The sequence below is a fragment of the Pseudomonas mangrovi genome (assembly GCF_003052585.1).
Lineage (GTDB): Bacteria > Pseudomonadota > Gammaproteobacteria > Pseudomonadales > Pseudomonadaceae > Aquipseudomonas > Aquipseudomonas mangrovi.
This window is the reverse complement of record NZ_QASN01000020.1, coordinates 594276-618434: the sequence shown is the minus strand read 5'-3', so window position 1 is coordinate 618434 and position 24159 is coordinate 594276. Positions and strand designations below refer to the sequence as shown.

Below are 24159 nucleotides of genomic sequence, written 5' to 3'. Positions count from 1 at the left end.
GCCCCTTTACCGGCCTTTTACTTTGGTCGGGGGACAGAACATTGCGCCCTGCCCCCGTGCAACTCAGTTCAGTGCGGCAAGCGCTGCCTGGTAGTCAGGCTCCTGGCCGATCTCGCTGACCAGCTCGCTGTGCAGCACCTTGTCGTTTTCGTCCAGTACCACCACCGCACGGGCGGCGACACCGGCCAGCGGACCGCTGGCGATGGCTACGCCGTAGTTCTCGAGGAACTCGCGGCCGCGCAGGGTCGACAGGCTCTTGACGTTGGCCAGGCCTTCGGCACCGCAGAAGCGCGCCAGGGCGAACGGCAGGTCGGCGGAGATGCACAGCACCTTGGTGTTCTCCAGGTTGCCGGCCTCGCTGTTGAACTTGCGCACCGAGGTGGCGCAGGTCGGGGTATCCACACTGGGGAAGATGTTCAGCACCTTGCGCGAGCCGGCGAAGCTGGCCAGGGTGACGTCGGCCAGATCGGTACCGACCAGGCTGAAGGCCGGCGCCTGCTGGCCGGGCTTGGGCAGCTCGCCACTGACCTGCACCGGATTGCCCTTGAGGGTGACTTGGGACATGTGCTTGTTCCTTTTGCTTGAGGTTGCCGGGAAGCGCGGCCGACAAGGCTGCCGGCCGCGCGGAAGATATCGTCAGCGTGATGCGCCGTTGAAGTGTTCGCGCGTCAGCTTGACCACCACCGGGCTGAGCAGCAGCAGCGCAATCAGGTTGGGGATCGCCATCAGACCGTTGAGCATGTCGGCCAGCAGCCAGGCGAAATCCAGCCCTGCCACTGCGCCGAACGGCACTGCCAGTACCCAGACGATGCGGAACGGCAGCACCGAACGCGCACCAGCCAGGAAGATCCAGCACTTCTCGCCGTAGTAGCTCCAGCCGAGAATCGTGGTGAACGCGAAGATGCTCAGGGCCAGCGCGGTGAGCGCACCACCGATCCCCGGCATGGCGGTTTCAAAGGCCAGGCCGGACAGCACGGCGCCTTTGGCGCCGCTGGTCCAGGCACCGGTACAGATGATCGCCAGGCCGGTCAGGGTGCAGACGATCAGGGTGTCGATGAAGGTGCCGAGCATGCCGATCAGGCCGGAGCGTACCGGGCTGTTGGTGGTGCCGGCCGCCTGGGCGATACCGGCGGTACCCAGACCGGCTTCGTTGGAGAACACCCCCCTCGCCACACCGTAGCGAATCGCCGCCATCACCGCGGCGCCGGCGAAGCCTCCGGTGGCGGCAACCGGGCTGAAGGCGTGCTCGAAGATCAGGCCGAATGCCGCCGGAATCGCATCCAGGTGGATCACCAGCACCAGCATGGCGGCGATCAGGTAGGCCAGGCACATGAACGGCACCAGGGTGGCTGCAACCAGGCCGATGCGGCGTACGCCGCCGAGGATCACCAGGCCCACCAGCACCATCGCCACCAGGCCGGTGGCCAGATCGGGGATGCCGAAGTTGTCGTGCAGGGCATCGGCCATGCTGTTGACCTGGACCATGTTGCCGATGCCGAAGCCTGCCAGCCCGCCGAACACCGCGAACAGGCCGCCCAGCCAGGCCCACTTGCGCCCCAGGCCGTTCTTGATCGCATACATCGGGCCGCCGACATGCTCGCCGCGCGCGTCCTTCTCGCGGTAGTGAACTGCCAGCACCACTTCGCAGTACTTGGTCGCCATACCGACCAGCGCGGTGCACCACATCCAGAACAGGGCCCCCGGCCCGCCCATGAAGATCGCCGTGGCGACCCCGGCGATGTTGCCGGTACCGACAGTGGCAGCCAGGCTGGTCATCAGTGCCTGGAACGGGCTGATCTCGCCGGGCAGGTTGTCGTCGCGCCGCCGGCCCTGCCAGAGCATGCGGAAGCCGTAGGGAATGCGCAGCAGCGGCATGAAGCGCAGCATGACCATCAACACCAGGCCGGTGCCGAGGATCAGCAGCAGCATTGGCGGGCCCCAGATGAACTCGTTGTCGATGTACTTGAGCCATTCGGTGAGTCGTTCCATGCCGCACTCCTTGTTCTGTTGTTTTCACGCCGGTCGTGGCGCGGGTATCGGCAGATTGGTGAAGCCAAACGTCATCGGTGTCTTTATCGCAAGAATCGCCTGCGCTGTCGTGTAGCCGGCGGTAGGGTTCTGCGAACACGGCGGAGGAGTCGCACCTTGCGAGCGGTCGAGGCGCCTGCCCGCAAGGTCAGCGGATGCCCCCAGGTTCATCAGAAGTCCCGACGATAGAACAGGTCCAGCGAACTGGCCAGCCCGCTGGCCGCTTCGAGATAGAGCCTGCGGGTCAGTTCATAACGCAGCGCCAGAGTGGTTGCCGGTTCGAACACGCCCACGCCGTAACGCAGGCTCAGACGTTCGGAGATGCGGCCGCTGGCGACCACGCTGGTGGTCAGACCGCTGCCCTGGGTATCCAGTTCGAAATCGCTGATGCCCAGCAGCCGGGCCACACCACCGGTGAGTTTGGCACTGCCGGCCAGCCCCAGGGCCAGCGCGGCCTGGCCGAGCATGTTGCTGTCTTCGCCGCTGCTGCCCATCGGCCGGCCCAGTACCAGATAGGACAGCGCCTGCTCCTGGGCCATCGCCGGCTCGGAGAAGATCTCGCTCTGCGGTTGGTCGGCCGGGCCGCTGAGACGGATGCCGGCGGTGACCTCGTCAACCCTGCGCACCGCTTCGATGTCCAGATAGGGTCGCTCGATGGGCCCGGCGAAGAACAGGCGCGCGCGACGGATCGTCAACCGCTGCCCGTAGGCGCGGTAGCGGCCCTTGCTCAGCCTTAGCTCGCCGCGGGTGTCGAGGTTGTCACCGATGCGCAGCTGCCCCGCCAGTTCGGCACTCAGACCGAAGCCTTCGAAGGTCAGCCGTTCGCTGCCGACGTCGACACGCACATCCATCGCGATGTCCATCTCGCTGCCCTGCTGCTGCTCTTCCCCAACCAGCCGCGCGTCCGCGGAAACCCTGACGCTGTCGGGCGGCAGCTCGTTGATCACGATGCTGCCCCGCGGCACTGCGACGCTGCCGCTGAGCGACAAGCGCTCACCAGCCAGTTGCAGGCGCAGGTCCGGCTCGGCCTCCAGCTGTGCGTAGGGCTCGACCAGTATCGGCAGCCGGCTGCCGCTCAGGCGCAGATCCAGTTCGGGGGTCTGCGCCCAATTGAAGTGCCCCTGCAACTGGCCGCGACCCTGTTCGCCGCTGCGCCAGCTGCCATCGAGCTCCAGATGCTCACCGTTGATGCGTGCGTCCAGTTGCAGCTGCTCGGCATCCAGCGGCAGGCCCTCCCCGGCCAAGGCAGCGTCGCGCAGGCGCAGGTTGCCGACGACATGCGGTGAAAGCAGCACACCGCCGATGCGGCCGCTGCCATCCAGGCGCCCTTCTAGGCGATCGAGCATTGGCAGGAACGGACGGGCGATGCCCAGTTGCATATCGACCAGGCGAAACTCGCCCTGCAGGGGTCGCTCGGCGGTACGCGGATCGAAGCCGACCTGCAGGTCCAGCTCGCCCAGCTCGGCACCGTAGAACTGCAGCCGCGTATCGATTTTCTGCGGCGCCAGGCTGCTTTCCAGGCTGAGGCGCTGGTAGGCGAGCTCAAGCCACTCCTGGCCATCGCGGCTGCGCAGTACGCCGTTGCCGGCATCCACGCGCAGCGATCCCCGCGGGCCCGCGTCCGGGAGTTGCAGGCGCAGCTCGGCATCCAGCTCGCCCTGCCACTCAAGGTCCTGGCCCAGCCAGGGATGCAGCGCAGTCAGCGGAAAGTCGCGCAGCCGGTAGTCGATGTCCGCCACCGGGGCCAGGCGCTGTGGCCCGGCGCAGAGAGTCGAGGAACTCTGCTGCAGGGCCCAGCAGTGCGCCGCCAGCTCGATTCGTCCATCGGCAAAACGCTGCAGGGCCGTGGCCTGCTGCAGCTGCCAGTCCATCTGTTCCACCTGCAGCCCGGCCTTCTGTACGCGGCCGCGCCAGGCGCCGTCACGCCAGCTGCCGTCGAGCGCCAGCCCGGCGTCCAGCAGCGGGCCGTCCAGCGACAGGCGCAGGACGTGCCGGGCCGAGCCACCCTGCCCGTTCAACGTCAGGTTGCCCAGCTCGCTGTCGCCCTGCCGCAGCGCTTCGGCAGTCAGGGCCAGGCGCGCCTGCTGCTCGCCATCCAGCTGTGCCTGCAGATTCAACAGGCCGATGCGCGTGTCCTGCCAACGCACCTTCTGGCCATCGGCGACCAGCCGCGCGGTGGGCGCTTCGAGGCGGCCGGCGAGATCCAGACGTGCCTGCAGCGCGCCGGCCAGGCCGGGCCAGAGCTGGTCCAGGCGCGCCAGTTGCAGATCGAAATCGCCCTCCAGCGTCGGCGCGGACTGCAGGCTGCCGGTGATCCTGTTGTCGCCCAGGCGCAGCGCCAGTTGCGGGATCTGCAGCTGCTGGCCCTGCCCGGCCGCCTCGGCCTGCAGGCGGGCGGGTTGTTCGCGCAGGCGTCCCTGCAGGTCAGCGCTCACCTGCCAGTGCAGGCCGTCCGCCTGCTCGCTGCCGCTGCTGCGCAACGGCCCGGCCAACTGGCCAGGTAGTTCGGCGAGCCAGAACGCCGGATCGAAATCGCTCGCGGCCAGCTCCGCTGTCCATGCCAGACGCTCGGCGAACTGCAGTTCGGCACGGCCGTCGATGCGGCCGGCGCCGGCCTCCAGCAGCAGATCGGACAAGTGCAGCTGGCGCATGTCGCCGCTCACCGACGAGCTCAGGCTGAAGGCACCGGCCGGGCCGTCGAGGCGAGAATCCAGGCTGCCCTGATAGGCCTCGTCGGCATAATCCAGCTGCGCTTGCAGACTCTGCAGGCGCACCGGCAGCTCGAGTGGATAGAGCGTCTGCCAGGGAAAGTCTTCCAGCTGTAGACGCAGTGCCGCGCGCAGGCTGGTCTGCCAGTTGATATCGGCCTGCGCCTGCAGATAGCGATCGCTGCCGGCATCCAGCCGCAACCGTTCCAGCTGCAGTCCGTCGCTGCGCAGCAGGCCCAGCAGCGACAGGTCGACCGGCTCGCCCTGGGCCGGCAGTACCGCGCGTCCGCGCAGTCGGTAACCTTGCTGCAGATCACCGGTAGCCGACAGCTGCAGTTGCTGCAGAGTCAGGCCTGGCGGCAGCTCGGCGCTGGCCAGGAAGGAGGCCGCGTTCAGCCTCAGCTCGGCGGGCAGCTCCGCCTCCAGCGGCTTCAGCCAGCCGGCCAGCGTGGCGTCCAGGTAGCCGCTGCTCTCGACCTGCAGGTCCAGCTGGCCGGCGAGTTCGCCCTCGGCACTGGCGGCCAGCTGCCAGTCACGGCCCTGCTGGGGCGGCAGGCTGACCTGCGTCTGCAGCGCCAGCGGCCATTGTCCCTGGGTATCGATGCTGCCCTGCAATTGCACGCTGATCTCGTCGAAGACGAAGGCCAACTGCTCGATCTGCAGCCGCGAGCCGACGCTGCGCGCCTGCAACTGGATGTCGCCGAGCACCTGGCCCTGCACCTCGATGGCGCCGATGTCGATCCGGCCCAGCTGCAGTTTCAGCGGCAGACGCAAGTCCGGCAGGCCGCTGAAAGGTTCGTTGGCAGCCTGTTCGCTCTCGGCGAGCTGGACATCGATGCGGCCGACCTGCAGCAGATCGACGCACAGCGTGCGACGCCACAGGCAGGAGGGTCGCCAGCTGACGTCGATCTGCTCAACCCCAACCCGCGTACCGCCGGATGTCCAGCCGAGCCTGTTGGCCTGCCAGGCGCCGCCCAGGCGACCTTCGAACTGCTCGACCTGCAATCCCGGCACGCGCTCCAGCAGCCAGCGGCTGCCGCCATTGCTGCCCAGCAGCAGCGCCAGCGCCAGGACGATCAGCAGCAGTGTCAGTACCAGTGCCAGCAGCACCCTGCGCAACCACTTCACAACTCCGGCCCCATCGAGAAGTGCAGACGGATACCGCCGTCGTCATCCAGTCCATTGGCCAGGTCCAGGCGCAACGGGCCGACCGGTGACACCCAGCGCAGGCCGACGCCGACCCCGGTCTTCAGATCGGGCATTTCGAAGTCACGAAAGGCGTTGCCCTGATCGACGAAGGCCGCGATGCGCCACTTCTCGGCGACGCTGTACTGATACTCGAGGCTGCCGGCGACCATGTAGCGCCCGCCGATGCGCTCGTCCTGCGCATTGCGTGGCGACAGCGACTGGTAGTCGTAGCCGCGCACGCTCTGGTCGCCACCGGCGAAGAAGCGCAGCGATGGCGGTACCGATTCATAGTCGGAGACGGTGCCGCCCACCTGCGCACGCCCCAGCAGCCGATGCCGCTCCCAGAGGGTGATCAGGCCCTTGGCTGAGGCGGTGGCATGAATCAGGTCGGTGTCCGACAGCAAGCCTTCCTTGGCCGCCTGGACCTCGAACATCAGCCGATAGCCGCGGGACGGGTCGATGCGGTTGTCGCTTTCCAGCCAGGAATAGCTGACGCCCGGAAGCAGCAGCGTGCTCAGGCCGTTGTCGTCGCCGAAGCGGTAATCCTCGCGCTGCCATTTCAACGACAGCACGCGCTGCCAGCCGCTCGGGCGCAGGCTGTGCCACTCCGGGCCCAGGCGCAGCAGGCGACTGAGGCTGTCGGTGTCGGCAATTTCCTCGTTCTGGTAGCCACCGGCCAGGCGCAACTTGTCGGTCAGCGGCTTCGTTCCCGGCACCTCGTACCACAGGCCGACGTTCTGCCGCGGCGCCGACAACTCCATCTCCGCGCCGTAGCTGTGGCCCTGCGAGTTGGCCCAGTGCCGGGTCCAGTCGGCACGGCCGCGCGGACCCACATCGGTGGAAAACCCCACGCCGACGCCGAAGCTGCGGGGCTCGCGCAGGCCCAGTTCGACCTTGACCGGAATCACCCGCTCCAGCGCGCTGCTCGGCTCGGCGTCGATGCGTACCGTCGAGAAATAGCCGCTCGACTGCAGTGCCTGATAGAACTCGGCGATCAGCTCGGCATCGTAGGCGCTGCCGGCGGCGAACGGCTGCATGCGCTGCAGCAGGTCCAGATCCAGCAGGCTCTCGCCATAGAACAGCGACTCGCCAAGCCGGTAGCGCTCGCCGCTTTTGAACACCAGTTCGATATCGGCATAGCCGGCCTGCGGATCGATGAGCAGGCTTTGGCGCTGAAAGCGCCCGTCGAAATAACCAAAGCGCGAGGCCTGAGTCTGGATCGAGCGCTTGGCGGCTTCGTAGCGACCGTGGTCGAGGCGCTTGCCCGGCGCCAGTTGTGGCTCGTCGGGCAGGCGGAACTGCTCCTGCTGCGCCGCCGGGCCTTCGATGCGGATATCGACGTTGCGCAGCCGCACCGGCTCACCGCGCAGTACCTCGATGCGCAGGCGTGGCGGGTCTTCGTCGATGACCTGACTGGAAATCTCTGGCTGGTAGTAGCCCAGCGCTTCGGCTGCTCGCCTGGCCTGGGCTTCGGCAGTGCGCCGATAGCGCTGCAGCGCCGCGGCGTCACGCTCGCCGAGGCTGCCGATATGGGCCTCGATGTTTTTGCGCAGCGCTGCGCTGCGCGGCGTGACCTCGACCTCCAGGCGCGCTTGCGCCGCCTGCGCGACGGGCAGCGGCAGCACGACGGCGGTCAGAAGAACAAGGACGCAGACGAGTAGAGCGCGTTGCGCAAGGACGTAAATGAATCTCATGTGAGCGGATGCTAGCACGCCCGCCTCCCTGCGCCAGGAGCACAAAAAGGCTCTGGCACGGCCTGCGGGATGGAATTTACAACATGCACTCATCGAGCCTCGGAACACGGCGTCAAACTACGACCGTGCCGATTACCGATTGGTGCCGCTGCGAATTGCCGAGCGAAGGTTGCCCTCATCGCCACGTGGGATGCGGCCGCGTATCGAGGCATCTCCTTGGCGTCGTTGCCTGCGGTCCAGGCTCGCGCATCGCATGCGTAGGTTGGGCCGCAAGGCCCAACAATGGGGTCGAAGAGGAAATCGACGTTGGGCCTTGCTCTGCTCGGCGCCAACCTACGTAGTGCATGCGTCACGGGCCGGTGCTTCGGGATCTGCTGGTCCCGTCGCAATCAGCGTCAAGCTCACGCATCGCGTGCGTAGGTTGGGCCGCAAGGCCCAACGATGGGTTCGAAGAGGAAATCGACGTTGGGCCTTGCTCTGCTCGGCGCCAACCTACGTCCTCAGCTCGCGGCTTGGCTCAGCGGCTGCGGATTGGGGTGGAAGAACACCCGCTGTACGATCGGCCCGAGTGCCACCTGGCCAATCTCCTCGTAACCCAGGCGGCCATAGAACTCGATGTAGCGCGGGTTGCCGGTATCCAGCACCAGGCCCTGCGAGCTGCCGTCCTCGGCGCACCAGCGATGCAGCGCGTCGAACAGCTGCTCGCCCAGGTGCCGGCCCTGGAACTGCGGGTGAACCCCCAGCAGCGGCAACAGGTGGTAGGGACCGGGCGGCAAACAGGCGAGGATGGCGTCGTGATAGGCCAGAAAGCGCCGCGTGCAACGAAAACCGGCGGTCAGCACCATGCGCATGCGCCAGGCCCAGCTCTCGGTGATCCCCAGGCGGCGCACCGGCGGCGCGATCAGCGCGATGCCGACCAGGCGATCATCGATCAGCAATCCCAGTGCCGGCTGGTCCTCGAGGAAATGCTGGTTGACCAGCTCACGCACCGTGGCTCGCACGCGCTGGTCGAAGCCCGGGCGATCGGACTCGAGCAGATAGCCGAAGGTCGGCTCATGCCGGTAGGCGTGGTACAGCAGGGAGCGGGCTTCACGGGCGTAACCGCCGTCGAGCTGGCGGATCTCGGCGATGGGCAAGTCGGCTTTGGGCATTGCAATGACCTCAATTGTTTTAGGGTTTTTTTCGGGTCTGCAGCGAATTAGTAGCATCCTCGCGCCTGCGCCGCCAATGGGCTAGCATCCGGGTTTTTCTCAAAGGGCCCGGCCATGCGCATCGTCTCCTTCAATATCAATGGCCTGCGTGCGCGTCCGCACCAGTTGGCGGCACTCATCGAGAAGCACCAACCCGACGTGATCGGGCTGCAGGAGACCAAAGTCAGCGACGAACAGTTTCCCGAGGCCGAGATTCGCCAGCTTGGCTATCACGTCCACTACCACGGCCAGAAGGGTCACTACGGCGTCGCCCTGCTCTCGCGCCAGGAACCGCTGGAGATCGGCAAGGGCTTTCCCGAGGATGGTGAGGAATCTCAGCGGCGCTTCATCTGGGGCCGATTTCTCGATCGCGACGGCCAGCCGCTGGTGGTCATGAACGGCTACTTCCCCCAGGGCGAAAGCCGCGACCACCCGGTGAAATTCCCGGCCAAGCAACGTTTCTACGCCGATCTGCAGGCGATGCTGCAGAACCGCTTCTCGCCACAGGAAGCCCTGGTGCTGATGGGCGACATCAACATCTCCCCGGAGGACTGCGACATCGGCATCGGCGAGGACAATCGCAAACGCTGGCTACGCACTGGCAAGTGCAGCTTCCTGCCGGAGGAGCGCGAGTGGCTGGCCACGCTCAAGCGCTGGGGCTTGACCGACAGCTTCCGCCAGCTGCATCCGCAGGTAAATGACCAGTTCAGCTGGTTCGACTACCGTAGTCGCGGCTTCGAGGACGAGCCCAAGCGCGGCCTGCGCATCGACGTGATCCTGGCCAGCCAGGCGCTGCAGGAGCGCCTGCGCGAAGCCGGTATCGACTACCAGTTGCGCGGCATGGAAAAGCCCTCCGACCACGCGCCGATCTGGCTGGAACTGGGCTAAACGCCGGCCAGGAAACCGCTGGCAGGTCGGCACTCGACAGCCGACCGCTGCCAGCGGACAGCCAGGTTATCCACTCCCGCTCTCCCGGCTGTGCGCCGAACTCAGCTGACCTCGCCGCGACGAGCACTGCGCAAGACTTGCGCCCGCTACTTTTTCTGATGGTTTCTCTCGCCGTCCCAATAGCCCTTCGTGCGGCTGAAAGCCTCGTTGCAGAGCGCACGCGTGACTTTCGTACGCTCGCTCCGCTGTAACAATTCGGTCATCGTCGCCTTCTATCGTTGCGCGCATCTTCCCCCCCCTCGATAGAAGGCGCCCGCAAATGTCCTGTGCCCTGCCCGTCAGTGATCGCGAGATCTGGAGCCGGACCTTGAGCTACGTACTGCTCGGTTTTCTCTGCTACGCCCTGCCCTGGCCCGGTCACGCGGCCGAGCCGCAGACGCTGCTGCGCATGCAGGGCTCCAACACCATCGGCGCCAAGCTGGGGCCGGCGCTGGTCAGGGGCATGTTCGAGCAGCAGGGCTTCAGCCAGATCCGTATCGAGCCGACCGGCAGCGAGAACGAAAGCCAGGTACTCGCGCTCGGTCGTGGCGGTGAACCGGTTCGGGTACTGGTCGCCGCCCACGGCTCGGGTACGGGCTTCGCCTCGCTCAAGGACGGCAGCGCCGATCTGGCCGCCTCCTCGCGGCCGATCAAGTCCAGCGAAGCCGATCTGCTCGCGGGGCTCGGCGACTTTCGCAGCCCCGCCGCGGAACAGATCATCGCGCTGGATGGCCTGGCTGTGGTGGTCCACCCGGACAACCCGGTGACCAGCCTGAGCACGGAACAGGTCGCCCAGCTTTTCGCCGGCGAGATTCGCGACTGGTCGGCGCTGGGCGGTCGACCCGGGCCCGTCGCGCTCTATGCCCGCGACGACAATTCCGGCACCTACGACACCTTCAAGGAGCTGGTCCTTTCCGCCAACGGCAAGAGCCTGGACAAAGCGGCGCGCCGTTTCGAGTCCAGTGAGCAGTTGTCCGACTCGGTGGCCGCGGACCCCAGCGGCATCGGCTTCATCGGCCTGCCCTACATCCGCCAGGCCCGCGCGCTGCTGATCGCCAACGGCGAGTCGCGCGCCATGCCGCCGGCGAAGGAGCTGATCGCCACCGAGGACTACCCGTTGTCACGCCGTCTGTTTCTTTATGCCAATCCGGCGAACGAAGACCCCTGGCTGAAGGCGTTGCTGGCCTATGCGCACAGCCCCGCGGGGCAGGAACTGGTCAGTCGCACCGGCTTCATCGGCCAGCAGGTTCAGGCCATGCAGGTCGCGCCGGACCCGCAGATGCCGGCCGGCTACCGCCAGCTGGCCGCTGAGGCACGACGCCTGTCGGTCAACTTCCGCTTCCACGAAGGCAGCGCCCAGCTCGACAACAAGGCGCGGCGCGATGTCCAGCGCCTGCTGGATTACCTGCGCGCGAACGACAAGATGCACAACCAGGCGGTGCTGGTGGGCTTTGGCGATGCCAACACCGACCCGGATCGCGCCGCCCTGCTCTCGCGCCTGCGCGCCATGGCGGTGCGCCGCGAGCTGGTTCGCGAGGGCGTATTGTTCCGCGAGATCGGCGGTTTCGGTGGTGAGATGCCGGTTGCAAGCAACGCCGCCGGTGACGGCCGGGTGAAGAACCGTCGGGTCGAAGTCTGGGTTTACTAGGCCTGCGCTGGAAAAGACCGTGGGCGTCTGTGCAGTCGGAACGCTCCGCGGCAGTCAACTGCCCTGGTTCGCACGAAGCTGATGCCGGTTAAAGCAACCCGAACGCGTGGCATTCCGAGGTCTTCGGGCATGGCCAACCAGCCTCCGCTCGACGTACCGCAACTCCCGGCACAGCGCAGCCTTCGCGCCTTCTGTCCGCAATCAGCAAAGACGCTCACGCGCTGCTATGCAGCGCCCAGGGCAAGCGCTAATCTTGCCTCCGCGTGACGCCGGGCCCCTCTGGCGGTGAGCCATTCACCGCGATGTCGGAGTCACTGAGTTTCTTACTCAGGCAGACTTTCAGGAGGGCTCGTGGATGCTCTGATTGCCTTTTTCACCACTTCCTACTTCGGCACACCCGGCTGGTTCTGGCTGGCCTTTCTGGTGCTGATCATCACCCTGCTGGTGCTCGACCTCGGCGTGCTGCATCGCACGCCGCACGAGATCGAGATGCGCGAAAGCCTGCTGCTGTACGCCGGCTACTTCGGCGTCGGCGTGGCCTTCGGCGGCTGGATCTGGCTGCAACTCGGCGCCACCAAGGCGCTGGAGTACTACACCGGTTTTCTCGTCGAGCAGTCGCTGTCGATGGACAACGTCTTCGTCATGGCGATGATCCTCGGCTTCTTCGGCATCCCCCGCGTCTACCAGCACCGCGTGCTGTTCTGGGGCATCCTCGGGGTGATAGTGCTGCGCGCGATCATGATCGGCCTGGGCACGGCGCTGGTGCAGGAGTTCGCCTGGGTGCTGTACGTCTTCGGCGCCTTCCTGCTGTTCAGCGGCATCCGGATGCTCTTCAGCAAGGAGCAGGAAAAACACCCGGACCTGTCGCAGAACCCGCTGCTGCGCTTTTTGCGCCGGCACATCCGGGTGACCGACGAACTGCACGAGGGCCGCTTCCTCGTGCGCCTACCAGACGGCAAGACCGGCAAATCGCTGCTCTATGCCACACCGCTATTGATCGCGCTGATCCTGATCGAGCTGGCCGACCTGGTCTTCGCGGTGGACAGCGTGCCGGCGGTACTGGCGATCTCTCAGGACCCCTTCATCGTCTACACCTCGAACATCTTCGCCATCCTCGGCCTGCGCGCGCTCTACTTCGCCCTGGCGGCGCTGATGCACCGCTTCATCTACCTCAAGTACGCCCTGGCCCTGGTGCTGACCTACATCGGCGCGAAGATCTTCCTCCACGAAGTCATCAAGGTCCCCGCCCTGCTCTCGCTCAGCGTCACCCTGGGCCTGCTGGGCGGCGGCGTGGTTCTTTCGCTGCTGCATACGCGCAGGAAGGCTCCGGCGGCTTGAGCCGCCTTCGCGCCCAATGGGTTCGGCTGGCCCCGCCAGCCGGGGCTCAACGACGCACCACTCGCCGCGCCATCTGCCGCTGTACAACCCTCAGCGGCGTTCTGGCTTGAGCCCGGCGCCCGCACTGGATTAACCTCGACCCGGCAGGGATGCCCCATAACCCACCGGCCAGGACCGCCGCCGAAAGACTCCTGCCATCCCTCCCCCGTGCAACGTGTTCCCCCATCCCTACGGGCCGGGGTGTAATGGATTCACGAGAAGCAGCCGTCAAGCGAATACATCGCCGCATCGGACGGACGCAATAAGTTATTGATTTGATTCGGTTTTATGTTTCGAGGGGACTCTGCCACGGCGGAGTTATATCGCGCGCTGCCGCTATGCGTTAACACCGCACGCGGTCTAATCACTGTTAGGCATCGCAAATGACACCGCAAACTGCATTGCTGATGGCGAAGTACAACCGCTGGATGAATGAGCGCATGTATGACGCAGCGGCCAGCTTGCCAGAATCGGCGGTCATCGCCGACATGAAGGCGTTTTTCGGCTCAATCTTCGGGACGCTGAACCACATCGCCGTGGCAGACACGATCTGGCTACATCGGTTCTCGCAGCAAGAACCTTCATTCCCGAGCCTAACGGTGCTCTCGGAGCTTCCTCATCCTGCCTCTCTGCGCCAAGCGCTGGCAGCTGATCTTTCGGGCTTGCGCGAGTACCGATCCCGGCTAGACAACATCATCGAGCAGTGGGCCGCTGAACTCACTGCTAATCGTCTATCTGGTGATATCAGCTACACCAACACCGCTGGCGTCACATTCAGAAGAAATCTCGGTGCCTTGGTGCAGCACTTCTTCAACCACCAGACGCACCATCGTGGGCAAGTCTCAACCTTGCTGTTTCAGTGCGGTGTCGACGTCGGGGTAACCGACTTGCTGACTCTCATCCCCAGCGACGATGCCTAACCATTCCATCGAGCGGATGCCCAACCGGCTGCGCCGGTCGGTCACCGCTCATGTCAAACGTTGAGGCTGTAGAAGAACCTCACAGTTAATGGGGTCGGAGTGAATTCCCGGCATCCAACTGCGGAGTGAGTCTGCTCCGCGTTAAAGAAGGCTGGCCCCGCCCTCCTCCACGCCAAACCACGAACGGCAAATAAAAAACCCGGCCATCTGGCCGGGTTTTCTGTTTCAGGCAGGCGCGTGGATCAGTGACCGCGCAGCGCTTCCTTGGGTACGTACTTGCCCAGCTCGTGCTTGCCGATGGCGGCGCGGTGGACTTCGTCCGGGCCGTCGGCCAGGCGCAGGGTGCGCTGCATGGCGTACATGTGCGCCAGTGGGAAGTCGTCGGAGACGCCGGCACCGCCGTGGATCTGGATGGCACGGTCGATGACGCGCAGCGCCATGTTCGGGGCGACCACCTTGATCTGGGCGATTTCGCTGGAGGCGATCTTGTTGCCGACGGTGTCCATCATGTGCGCGGCATTCAGCGTCAGCAGGCGCGCCATGTTGATCTCGATGCGCGACTCGGCGATGTGATCCAGGTTGGCACCCAGGCGGCCCAGCGGCTTGCCGAAGGCGGTACGGCTCATGGCGCGTTCGCACATCAGGCGCAGCGCGCGCTCGGCGGCGCCGATGGAGCGCATGCAGTGGTGGATACGGCCTGGGCCAAGGCGACCCTGGGCGATCTCGAAGCCACGGCCCTCGCCCAGCAGCACGTTCTCGTAGGGGACGCGGACGTTCTCCAGCAGCACTTCGGCGTGGCCGTGCGGGGCGTCGTCATAGCCGAATACCGGCAGGTGGCGCAGCACGGTGACACCCGGGGCGTCCATCGGCACGACGATCATCGAGTGCTGCGCGTGGCGCGGTGCGTCCGGGTTGGTCAGGCCCATGAAGATCATGACCTTGCAGCGCGGATCGTTGGCACCGGAGGTCCACCACTTGCGACCGTTGATGACCCACTCGTCACCCTCGCGCACGGCACGGGCCTGCATGTTGGTGGCGTCGGAGGAAGCCACGCCCGGCTCGGTCATGCCGAAGCAGGAACGGATCTCGCCGCGCAGCAGCGGCTCGAGCCACTGCTTCTTGTGCTCTTCGTTGCCGTAGCGAACCAGCACTTCCATGTTGCCGGTGTCCGGCGCGGAGCAGTTGAAGGCTTCCGAGCCGAGGCCGGAGGTGCCCATGATTTCCGCCAGCGGTGCGTATTCCAGGTTGGTCAGACCGAAGCCCTTCTCCGAATCCGGCAGGAACAGGTTCCACAGGCCTTCGGCCTTGGCCTTGGCCTTGAGTTCTTCGACGACGGCGGTGGGCTTCCAGCGACCGCCCTCCTCGACCTGCTTGTGGAAGACTTTTTCAGCCGGATAGACGTGGGCGTCCATGAACGCCTGGACGCGTTCACGCAGCTCTTGAACCTTGGGGGAATACGCGAAATCCATGGGGTGGGCACCTTCTTCGGGTTTAGGTTGAAAGTGATGCTAGATCAGGGAATGCGATTTATCTAACCTATTCTCGGCGTGTATAAAGATTCATAACCGATATATGATCGGCGCCTACCAGTGCCCCTGAACGAGTGCGTGCCATGAACCTGAACAAGGTCGATCTGAACCTCTTCATCGTTTTCGACGCGATCTACACCGAGGCCAATCTGACCCGCGCCGGGCAGATCGTCGGCATCACCCAGCCTGCGGTTTCCAACGCCCTGGCACGCCTGCGCGAAGCCTTCAACGATCAGCTGTTCATGCGCACCGCTCAGGGCATGGTGCCGACACCGATGGCGCAGAACATCATCGGCCCGGTGCGCCAGGCGCTGCAGCTGCTGCGCGTCTCGGTGCAGGAAAGCCGCAGCTTCAACCCGGCCCAGGCGAGCAAGACCTACCGCATCAGCATGACCGACCTGTCCGAGGCGGTGATGCTGCCGCCGCTGTTCCAGCGTCTGCGCCGGCTGGCGCCGAACGTGTTCATCGAGAGCTTCATGGCCAAGCGTCGTGAGGCGACCAAGGAGCTGGCTGCAGGCCGCCTGGACTTCGCCGTGGATGCGCCGCTCAATACCGATCCGCAGGTACGCCACGTCAAGCTGTATGAAGACCGCTACGTCTGCGCCATGCGCAACGGGCATCCGATGGCCAAGGACAAGTTGAGCATGGACGAATACCTGGCGCTGACGCATATCCATATCTCCACCCGCCGCGCCGGCCTTGGTCACGTCGACCTGACGCTGGGCAAGATCGGTCTGCAGCGCAAGATCGCCCTGCGCTCGCAGCATTACCTGATGGCCTCGGTGGTGCTGGAGCAGACCGATATGGTGATGACGGTGCCGGAGCGCTTCGCCCAGCGGCACAACATCCACTACGTCGATCTGCCGGTCAAAGGCGTGCCGCCGCTGGAGACCCATCTCTACTGGCACGAAAGCACCGACCAGGACCCGGCCAACCGCTGGATGCGCGAACAGATGATCGAGATCGCCCAGAGGCAGTTCTCGGCACAGGAAAAGGCGCTGCAAAAGCAGATGAAGTAAGGGAAGTAACTAACTGATTCTGTCGCTTTTTAATTACTAACCTAAACCTCTTTCTGGTAGTGCTCGTGCCGCGTTTGGCTGCGGCCCGTGAAACCGTCCTTCGTTCGCCGCCTAGGCGGCCTGCCGACCTTTCGTTGAGCCTCGCGTTGCTCGGCTCCAACCTACGAGTACGTCGGTGACGGCGCATCGTAGGTTGGGCTGCCAAGCCCAACGCGGCATTGGCCGGGCCAGCACTCAAACCGGCACGATCGGGTTGGCGACAGTCCGCATTCGGCTTTGCGCCTGTGATCATTTGCATGCGTGTCCACCCGTCTTCATTCAGCGGCTTGGCGCCTTGTACTCCTGCCGACCCTTCGTTGGGCCTCGCTCTGCTCGGCGCCAACCTACAGTGCGTACCGTGACGGCGAATCCGTAGGGTGGGCTGCCAGGGCGGATATTTTTCTGCAGGTTGACGTTTACGTAAAGAGCAACCTATCTTCACTTAACCACCGCCATGGAAATCCTTTGAATGTCTGGTTGCTACTCGATCTCCGAGCTCGCCCGTGAGCTGGATATCACCACCCGCACCATCCGCTTCTACGAGGAGCACGGGATGCTTGCGCCCGAGCGGCGTGGGCAGGAGCGGATCTACAGTCCGCGCGACCGGGTGGCGCTGAAGCTGATTCTGCGCGGCAAGCGACTAGGCTTCTCGCTAGCCGAGTGCAAGGAGCTGATCGATCTCTACCAGCCTGACGGCAGCAACCGCCGTCAGCTGGAGAGCTTCCAGCGCAAGATCGAGGAGCGCCGCGCCCAGTTGCAGCAGCAGTTGCTGGATATCCAGCAGATGCAGCTGGAACTGGATGTCGCCGAGCAACGCTGTTCTCAGGCACTGCAGGAGCTGCCCGCCTGAGAAGTTAATACCTTTTATAAACAGCCAGTTATCCAGCCTTTCTAAAAATAAAGTCATAGGTGGAACATGCGCTACCCGAGTCTGAACCACGCCCTGGGCGAAACCCTCGATCTGCTGCGCGATCAGGTGGGCGCCTTCGTCCAGGCGGAAATTGCCCCGCGCGCGGCACAGATCGACCGGGACAACCTGTTCCCCGCCGACCTCTGGCGCAAGTTCGGCGACATGGGACTGCTCGGCATCACCGTCGACCCCGCCCATGGCGGTGCCGGTCTCGGTTACCAGGCTCATGTGCTGGCAATGGAGCAGATCAGTTGCGCCTCCGCTGCGGTCGGGCTGTCCTACGGTGCGCACTCCAATCTGTGCGTGAACCAGATCAGCCGTAACGGCAACGCGGCGCAGAAGCAGCGCTACCTGCCCCGCCTGGTCAGCGGCGAGCATGTCGGCGCCCTGGCGATGAGCGAAACCGGCGCCGGCTCCGACGTCGTCTCGATGAAGCTGCGCGCGGAACGCCGCGGCGACCGCTTCGTCCTCAACGGCAGCAAGATGTGGATCACCAACGGCCCGGATGCCAACACCTACGTGATCTACGCCCGCACCGCCCGTGACCAGGGCGCGCATGGCATCAGCGCCTTCATCGTCGAGCGCGACTGGCCGGGGTTTTCGCGCAGTCCGAAGCTGGACAAGCTCGGCATGCGCGGCTCGAACACCTGCGAGCTGGTGTTCGAGGACGTCGAGGTGCCCGAGGAGAACCTGCTCGGCGAGCTGGATGGCGGCGTCAGGGTGCTGATGAGCGGCCTGGACTACGAGCGTGTGGTGCTCGCCGCGGGCCCGGTGGGCATCATGCAGGCCTGTCTCGACCTGGTGCTGCCGTACATCCACGACCGCCAGCAGTTTGGCCAGTGCATCGGCGAGTTCCAGCTGATCCAGGCCAAGGTCGCCGACATGTACACCCAACTGGCGGCCAGCCGCGCCTACCTGTATGCGGTGGCCCAGGCCTGTGACCGCGGCGAGACCACGCGCAAGGATGCCGCCGGGGTGATCCTCTACACCGCGGAAGCGGCGACCCGCGTGGCCCTGGAGACCATCCAGATTCTCGGCGGCAACGGCTACATCAACGACTTCCCCGCCGGACGCCTGCTGCGCGACGCCAAACTCTACGAGATCGGCGCCGGCACCAGCGAGATCCGTCGCATGCTGATCGGGCGGGAGCTGTTCAATGAGACGAAATAGCGCCTTGAGCCGCAAGCCCGAGGCTGAAGGCCCGTCTGCTGGTCCCTTCCAGCGTCACGCCTCGGGCGCAAGACGCGCGGAGCAAAGGCAATGACCATCCTGCATACCCGGATCAACCCGCGCTCCCCCGACTTCGCCGCCAACAGCGCGGCCATGCTCGAACGGCTGGGCGAGCTGCGCAGTCTGCTCGGGCGCGTCGCCCAGGGCGGTGGCGCGGCCGCCCAGCAGCGCCACCTCGACCGCGGCAAGCTGCTGCCACGGGCACGCATCGACGCCCTGCTCGACCCTGGCTCGGCCTTTCTCGAAATCGCGCAGCTGGCCGCGCATCAGGTCTATGACGAAGACGTGCCTTGCGCCGGCCTGATCGCCGGTATCGGTCGGGTCGAGGGCGTCGAATGCATGATCATCGCCAACGACGCCACGGTGAAAGGCGGCAGCTACTACCCGCTGACGGTGAAGAAGCACCTGCGCGCCCAGGCCATCGCCGCGGAAAACCGCCTGCCGTGCCTCTACCTGGTGGATTCCGGCGGCGCCAACCTGCCGCGCCAGGACGAGGTGTTTCCCGACCGCGAGCACTTCGGGCGGATCTTCTTCAACCAGGCCAACATGAGCGCCCGCGGCATTCCGCAGATCGCCGTGGTGCTCGGCTCCTGCACCGCGGGCGGCGCCTACGTCCCGGCGATGAGCGACGAGACCATCATGGTGCGCCAGCAGGCGACCATCTTTCTTGCCGGCCCGCCGCTGGTGAAGGCCGCCACCGGCGAGGTGGTCAGCGCCGAGGAACTGGGTGGCGCCGATGTCCACTGCCGTAGCAGCGGTGTCGCCGATCACTACGCCGAGAACGACGAGCACGCCCTGGCGCTGGCCCGACGCTGCATCGCCACCCTCAACTGGCGCAAGCTGGGCCGACTCGAAGTCAGCGCGCCGCAAGCGCCGCGCTACCCCGCCGAGGAGCTGTACGGCATCGTCCCGGCCGACGCCAAGCAGCCGTTCGATGTGCGCGAGGTGATCGCGCGCATCGTCGACGACTCGCAGTTCGATGAATTCAAGGCGCTGTTCGGCACCACCCTGGTCTGCGGTTTCGCCCGGCTCAACGGCTATCCACTGGCGATCCTGGCGAACAACGGCATCCTCTTCGCCGAGGGCGCGCAGAAAGGCGCGCACTTCGTCGAGCTGGCCTGCCAGCGCGGCATTCCGCTGCTGTTCCTGCAGAACATCACCGGCTTCATGGTCGGCAAGAAGTACGAGGAAGGCGGCATCGCCAAGCACGGCGCCAAGCTGGTGACGGCGGTCGCCTGCGCTCGGGTGCCCAAGTTCACCCTGGTCATCGGCGGCAGCTTCGGCGCCGGCAACTACGGCATGTGCGGGCGCGCCTTCGATCCACGTTTCCTGTGGATGTGGCCGAACGCGCGGATCGGCGTGATGGGCGCGCGCCAGGCTGCCGGCGTGCTGGTCCAGGTCAAGCGCGAGCAGGCCGAGCGCGCCGGGCAGGAATTCTCCGCCGGCGACCAAGCGGCGCTGGCCGAGCCGATCATCGAGCAGTACGAGCGCCAGGCGCACGCTTTCTACTCCAGCGCCCGGCTCTGGGATGACGGCGTGATCGACCCGGCGCAGACACGCGAGGTGCTTGCCCTGGCGATCTCCGCCAGCCTCAACGCCGCCATCGAACCCACCACCTTCGGCGTGTTCCGGATGTAGGCGCCGCCAAGCGCCCGGAGAATTGCAGATGAGCGAATTCACCACCCTCTCGCTGGAGCGCGACCCGCGCGGCTTCGCCACCCTGTGGCTGAACCGGCCGCAGCGGCACAACGCCTTCGACGCGCTGATGATCAGCGAGCTGATTGCCGTGATCGATGAGATCGCCACCGATACCAGCCTGCGCTTCCTGCTGCTGCGCGGGCGCGGGCGGCACTTCTGCGCCGGCGCCGATCTTGAGTGGATGCGCAAGGCGGCGCAGCTGGATATCCACGCCAACCTGGCCGACGCCGAGCAACTGGCGCAGCTGATGTATGCCTTGCATGCCCTTCCCCTGCCCTGCCTGGCCGTGGTGCAAGGTGCCGCCTTCGGTGGTGCCGTTGGGCTGGTGGCCTGCTGCGATATCGCCATCGGCAGCGAGGATGCGCTGTTCGCCCTCTCCGAGGTGCGCATCGGCCTGGCGCCGGCGGTGATCAGCCCGTTCCTGGTCCAGGCGATCGGTGAGCGAGCCACCCGACGCTATGCCCTCAGCGCGGAGCGCTTCGACGCCCGGCGTGCCTGCGAGTTGGGCCTGCTGGCGGAGTTCTGTACGGCGGAGGAGCTGGAGGCGCGCGTCGAGCACTGGATCGCCCAGTTGCTGCAGAACAGTCCGCAGGCGATGCGCGCAACCAAGGCACTGTTGCGCGAGGCGGGCCCGGGTCTGCTCGGCGACGACCTGCGCCGTGCCAGCGAAACCACCATCGCCCGGCTGCGGGTCAGCCCTGAAGGCCAGGAAGGCCTGGCAGCCTTCTTCGACAAACGCCCGCCCGCCTGGCAGGCGGACACATGAACGGGTCAAACCCCGCGCAACCCCACCCGGCAATCCTGCCACGGAGCTGCCCATGATCGAGCGTCTGCTGGTCGCCAACCGCGGCGAAATCGCCTGCCGGATCATCCGTACCGCGCGCGCCATGGGTATCACCAGTGTGGCGGTGCACAGCGCCACTGATTCGGGTGCGAGGCATGTGCGCGAGGCGGACCTGGCGGTCGACCTGGGCGGCGAACGGCCGGCGCAGAGCTATCTGCTCGGCGAACGGATCATCGCCGCCGCCCAGGCCAGCGGCGCCCAGGCGATCCACCCCGGCTACGGCTTTCTCTCCGAGAACGCCGCCTTTGCCCGCGCCTGCGAAGCGGCCGGGTTGATCTTCCTCGGACCGCCAGCCGCGGCCATCGAAGCGATGGGCGACAAGGCCGCGGCCAAGGCGCTGATGGGCGCGGCCGGCGTGCCGCTGGTGCCCGGCTACCACGGCGCGCAACAGGATCAGCAGAGCTTCCGGAAGGCCGCCGAACAGATCGGCTATCCCGTGCTGCTCAAGGCCTCGGCCGGTGGCGGCGGCAAGGGTATGAAGGTGGTCGAGAAGCCCGCCGAACTGGCCGAAGCGCTGGAGTCTGCCCGGCGCGAAGCCCAGGCGGCGTTCGGCGATGCGCGTCTGCTGGTGGAGAAATACCTGGCCCGGCCACGCCATGTGGAGATCCAGGTGTTCGCCGATCGCCACGGCCATTGCCTGTACCTGCACGAGCGCGACTGCTCGATCCAGCGTCGCCACCAGAAGGTGGTCGAGGAAGCGCCAGCCCCCGGCCTGTCCACGGAGCTGCGCGCAGCCATGGGCCAGGCAGCCGTGCGCGCGGCGCAGGCGATCGGCTATGTCGGTGCCGGCACCGTGGAGTTCCTGCTCGATGATCAGGGCGGCTTCTACTTCATGGAGATGAACACCCGCCTGCAGGTCGAGCATCCGGTCACCGAGGCCATCACCGGGCTGGACCTTGTCAGCTGGCAGATCCGCGTCGCCTGTGGCGAGGTACTGCCGTTCACCCAGGCGCAACTGCCGCTGCAGGGTCACGCGATCGAGGTGCGGCTGTACGCCGAAGATCCGCTGAATGATTTCCTCCCGGCCAGCGGCTTGTTGCAGCTGTATCGCGAGCCTACTGCCGGCGAGGGGCGTCGGGTCGACAGCGGTGTGGCCGAAGGCGACCACATCTCGCCGTTCTACGACCCGCTGCTGGCCAAGCTGGTCGCCTGGGGCGAAACCCGCGAGCAGGCCCGCCTGCGCCTGCTGGGCATGCTCGACGAGCTCTGCCTGGCCGGCGTGCGTAGCAACCGGGCGTTTCTGCAGCGCATCCTCGCTGAGCCTGCGTTCGCCGCCGCCGAGCTGGATACCGGCTTCATCGAACGCCATCGGGAGCGACTGCTGCAGGCGCCGGGCGCAGTGGACGAATCCTTCTGGGCCCTGGCCGCCGATGCCTGGCTGCAGAGTGAGCCAGCTCCCATGCGCGGGGATGATCCGCACTCGCCCTGGGCGGCACGCAGCGGCTGGCGTGCGGGCATGCCGGCGACAAGTACGCTGCACCTGGTGTGCGACGCTGCAGCGCAGCGCCTGCAGGCGCCGGGGCAGGCTCATCTTGAGGGCGAGTGGCTGGTGCATTCGGTCGACGGAGTCGAGCAGCGTCTGCGGGCGATCCGCCAGGGCGACACCCTGTATCTGCAATGGCGCGGCGCCCTGCGCTGCATACGCCGCTTCGACCCAACGGCTGCAGCAGATGCCGGCCATGGCATCGCCGGCGGGCTGAATGCGCCCATGAGCGGCAGCATCGTGCGGGTGCTGGTCGAGGTGGGCCAGCAGGTCGAACAGGGCCAGGCGCTGCTGGTCCTGGAGGCAATGAAGATGGAGCACAGCATCCGCGCGCCGCATGCCGGCACGATCGGCGCGCTGCATTGCAGCGAGGGCGAGATGGTCACCGAGGGCGCTGTGCTGGTCGAGTTGCGCGAGGCGTGAGTCGGTAGTGTTGGGCCTCGCAGGCTCGGCGCCAACCTACATTCGGCTGGTTTGATGTGGCGACGCCCGACGTAGCGACGCCCGACGAATCGGCGCCCTTCTACCCCCAGCGAGACTGGCTGAACGGCAACTTCGAGTAATCTGATGCGCATTGGCAACCTGCATACGAGAGAGCTTTCATGACCCTTCCCCAACACGTCCGCCTGGTCGAAGTCGGCCCGCGTGACGGCCTGCAGAACGAGAAGCAGCCGATCAGCGTCGAGGACAAGGTACGCCTGGTCGATGACCTGTCCGCCGCCGGGCTTGCCTACATCGAGGTCGGCAGTTTCGTTTCGCCCAAGTGGGTGCCGCAGATGGCCGGCAGCGCCGAGGTGTTTACCCGCATCCAGCGCCGTCCGGGCGTCACCTACGCGGCGCTGACGCCGAACATGAAGGGCTTCGAGGCTGCCCTGGCGGCGGGTGTGCGTGAGGTTGCGGTGTTCGCTGCCGCCTCCGAGCGTTTTTCGCAGAAGAACATCAACTGCTCGATCGCCGACAGCCTGGCGCGCTTCGTCCCTCTGCTGGACGCGGCCAAGGCGCGGGGCGTGCGGGTGCGTGGCTATATCTCCTGCGTGCTTGGCTGCCCCTATGAAGGTGAGGTGCCGGCGGCGCAGGTCGCCGCCGTGGCGCGGGAGCTCTACGCCATGGGTTGCTACGAGATATCCCTGGGCGACACCATCGGCACCGGCACCGCCGGCGCCACCCGCCAGCTGTTCGAGGTGGTCGGCCGCGACATTCCACGGGACAGGCTCGCCGGACACTTTCACGACACCTATGGCCAGGCCCTGGCCAACGTCTACGCCGGCCTGCTCGAAGGCATCAGCGTGTTCGACAGCTCGGTCGCCGGCCTCGGTGGCTGCCCCTACGCCAAGGGTGCCACCGGCAACGTGGCCACCGAGGATGTGCTCTACCTGCTGCAGGGCCTGGGCATCGAAACGGGCATCGACCTGGACCGCCTGGTCGCCGCCGGCCAGCGCATCTGCAACGTGCTGGACAAACCCAACGGCTCGCGCGTCGCCCGTGCACGCCTGAGCCGGGGGTGAGGTGCTCGCGGGGGAGTCGTGCTCAGCCGATCCAGCGTTTGGTGGATGAGAAAAGCGTCATCCACCCTACCAGCGCGGCCGTAGGGCGGATCGCGATCCGCCGCTGGCGAAGTTCGTAGGGTTGGATCGTTCCTTATCAATTCACCGTTCTGGTGGATGAGGAGAGCGTCATCCACCGTACGATCGGTCCGCCAGGCGGAGTGGGTAATCGTAGGGTGGATC

The 24159-nt window shown here is 66.0% G+C and carries 17 protein-coding genes; 11 read left to right on the top strand and 6 right to left on the bottom strand.

The genetic code is table 11. The features are described 5' to 3' along the window. Positions 1-63: 63 nt before the first annotated feature. From tpx to DBO85_RS15495, 5 genes are all read right to left on the bottom strand, one after another. A complete protein-coding gene (tpx, locus tag DBO85_RS15515; RefSeq protein ID WP_108108158.1) occupies positions 64-564 on the bottom strand; it encodes a thiol peroxidase in 501 nt (166 codons plus the stop codon). Positions 565-636: 72 nt separating this feature from the next. Next, on the bottom strand, positions 637-1989 hold the full coding sequence (locus tag DBO85_RS15510) for an alanine/glycine:cation symporter family protein (RefSeq protein WP_108108157.1): 1353 nt from the start codon (positions 1987-1989) through the stop codon (positions 637-639). Between the two features lie 209 nt (positions 1990-2198). Then, entirely contained in the window at positions 2199-5864 is a 3666-nt protein-coding gene (locus DBO85_RS15505; RefSeq protein WP_108108156.1) for a translocation/assembly module TamB domain-containing protein, read from the bottom strand. Further along, positions 5861-7618, bottom strand: coding sequence for an autotransporter assembly complex protein TamA (locus tag DBO85_RS15500; RefSeq protein WP_108108155.1), 1758 nt, complete (start codon positions 7616-7618; stop codon positions 5861-5863). Before DBO85_RS15500 ends, DBO85_RS15505 begins: the two co-directional genes overlap by 4 nt. Before the next feature lie 500 nt (positions 7619-8118). Continuing rightward, a complete protein-coding gene (locus DBO85_RS15495) occupies positions 8119-8769 on the bottom strand; it encodes a GNAT family N-acetyltransferase (protein WP_177429780.1) in 651 nt (216 codons plus the stop codon). 114 nt (positions 8770-8883) lie between these two features. Between DBO85_RS15495 and xthA the strand changes: the two genes are divergently transcribed. From xthA to DBO85_RS15475, 4 genes are all read left to right on the top strand, one after another. Next, positions 8884-9696, top strand: a complete 813-nt coding sequence (gene xthA / locus DBO85_RS15490; protein WP_108108154.1) for an exodeoxyribonuclease III — start codon at positions 8884-8886, stop codon at positions 9694-9696. Between the two features lie 319 nt (positions 9697-10015). After that, positions 10016-11383: a substrate-binding domain-containing protein gene (locus tag DBO85_RS15485; protein ID WP_108108153.1), complete on the top strand. Its 1368-nt coding sequence runs from the start codon at positions 10016-10018 to the stop codon at positions 11381-11383. Between the two features lie 351 nt (positions 11384-11734). Beyond that, positions 11735-12721, top strand: a complete 987-nt coding sequence (locus DBO85_RS15480) for a TerC family protein (RefSeq protein ID WP_108108152.1) — start codon at positions 11735-11737, stop codon at positions 12719-12721. Between the two features lie 422 nt (positions 12722-13143). Further along, positions 13144-13680, top strand: coding sequence for a DinB family protein (locus tag DBO85_RS15475; protein ID WP_199286999.1), 537 nt, complete (start codon positions 13144-13146; stop codon positions 13678-13680). A gap of 242 nt (positions 13681-13922) precedes the next feature. Here the strand turns inward: DBO85_RS15475 and DBO85_RS15470 are convergent, their stop codons facing one another. Continuing rightward, positions 13923-15149: an acyl-CoA dehydrogenase gene (locus DBO85_RS15470; protein WP_108108151.1), complete on the bottom strand. Its 1227-nt coding sequence runs from the start codon at positions 15147-15149 to the stop codon at positions 13923-13925. Positions 15150-15292: 143 nt separating this feature from the next. Here DBO85_RS15470 and DBO85_RS15465 point away from each other — a divergent pair, with 143 nt between their 5' ends. The 7 genes from DBO85_RS15465 (at position 15293) to DBO85_RS15435 (ending at position 23937) form a co-directional block, all read left to right on the top strand. Continuing rightward, positions 15293-16228 (top strand): LysR family transcriptional regulator, encoded by a 936-nt coding sequence (locus tag DBO85_RS15465; RefSeq protein WP_108108150.1) that lies wholly within the window; start codon positions 15293-15295, stop codon positions 16226-16228. 508 nt (positions 16229-16736) lie between these two features. Next, positions 16737-17117 (top strand): MerR family transcriptional regulator, encoded by a 381-nt coding sequence (locus DBO85_RS15460; protein ID WP_108108149.1) that lies wholly within the window; start codon positions 16737-16739, stop codon positions 17115-17117. 66 nt (positions 17118-17183) lie between these two features. Then, positions 17184-18347: an isovaleryl-CoA dehydrogenase gene (locus DBO85_RS15455; protein ID WP_108108148.1), complete on the top strand. Its 1164-nt coding sequence runs from the start codon at positions 17184-17186 to the stop codon at positions 18345-18347. 90 nt (positions 18348-18437) lie between these two features. Continuing rightward, positions 18438-20045, top strand: a complete 1608-nt coding sequence (locus DBO85_RS15450) for a carboxyl transferase domain-containing protein (protein ID WP_108108147.1) — start codon at positions 18438-18440, stop codon at positions 20043-20045. Between the two features lie 28 nt (positions 20046-20073). Further along, positions 20074-20871, top strand: coding sequence for a gamma-carboxygeranoyl-CoA hydratase (locus tag DBO85_RS15445; protein ID WP_108108146.1), 798 nt, complete (start codon positions 20074-20076; stop codon positions 20869-20871). Positions 20872-20923: 52 nt separating this feature from the next. Then, positions 20924-22855: an acetyl/propionyl/methylcrotonyl-CoA carboxylase subunit alpha gene (locus DBO85_RS15440; protein ID WP_108108145.1), complete on the top strand. Its 1932-nt coding sequence runs from the start codon at positions 20924-20926 to the stop codon at positions 22853-22855. A gap of 179 nt (positions 22856-23034) precedes the next feature. Beyond that, positions 23035-23937, top strand: a complete 903-nt coding sequence (locus DBO85_RS15435; protein WP_108108144.1) for a hydroxymethylglutaryl-CoA lyase — start codon at positions 23035-23037, stop codon at positions 23935-23937. Positions 23938-24159: the final 222 nt, after the last annotated feature.

Coding starts and splice junctions, on each gene's coding strand:
- DBO85_RS15510 (WP_108108157.1), bottom strand. CDS start 1,989: ATGGAACGACTCACCGAATGGCTCAAGTACATCGACAACGAGTTCATC.
- DBO85_RS15445 (WP_108108146.1), top strand. CDS start 20,074: ATGAGCGAATTCACCACCCTCTCGCTGGAGCGCGACCCGCGCGGCTTC.
- DBO85_RS15475 (WP_199286999.1), top strand. CDS start 13,144: ATGACACCGCAAACTGCATTGCTGATGGCGAAGTACAACCGCTGGATG.
- DBO85_RS15455 (WP_108108148.1), top strand. CDS start 17,184: ATGCGCTACCCGAGTCTGAACCACGCCCTGGGCGAAACCCTCGATCTG.
- DBO85_RS15465 (WP_108108150.1), top strand. CDS start 15,293: ATGAACCTGAACAAGGTCGATCTGAACCTCTTCATCGTTTTCGACGCG.
- xthA (WP_108108154.1), top strand. CDS start 8,884: ATGCGCATCGTCTCCTTCAATATCAATGGCCTGCGTGCGCGTCCGCAC.
- DBO85_RS15450 (WP_108108147.1), top strand. CDS start 18,438: ATGACCATCCTGCATACCCGGATCAACCCGCGCTCCCCCGACTTCGCC.
- DBO85_RS15440 (WP_108108145.1), top strand. CDS start 20,924: ATGATCGAGCGTCTGCTGGTCGCCAACCGCGGCGAAATCGCCTGCCGG.
- DBO85_RS15470 (WP_108108151.1), bottom strand. CDS start 15,149: ATGGATTTCGCGTATTCCCCCAAGGTTCAAGAGCTGCGTGAACGCGTC.
- DBO85_RS15485 (WP_108108153.1), top strand. CDS start 10,016: ATGTCCTGTGCCCTGCCCGTCAGTGATCGCGAGATCTGGAGCCGGACC.
- DBO85_RS15435 (WP_108108144.1), top strand. CDS start 23,035: ATGACCCTTCCCCAACACGTCCGCCTGGTCGAAGTCGGCCCGCGTGAC.
- tpx (WP_108108158.1), bottom strand. CDS start 564: ATGTCCCAAGTCACCCTCAAGGGCAATCCGGTGCAGGTCAGTGGCGAG.
- DBO85_RS15495 (WP_177429780.1), bottom strand. CDS start 8,769: ATGCCCAAAGCCGACTTGCCCATCGCCGAGATCCGCCAGCTCGACGGC.
- DBO85_RS15460 (WP_108108149.1), top strand. CDS start 16,737: ATGTCTGGTTGCTACTCGATCTCCGAGCTCGCCCGTGAGCTGGATATC.
- DBO85_RS15500 (WP_108108155.1), bottom strand. CDS start 7,618: ATGAGATTCATTTACGTCCTTGCGCAACGCGCTCTACTCGTCTGCGTC.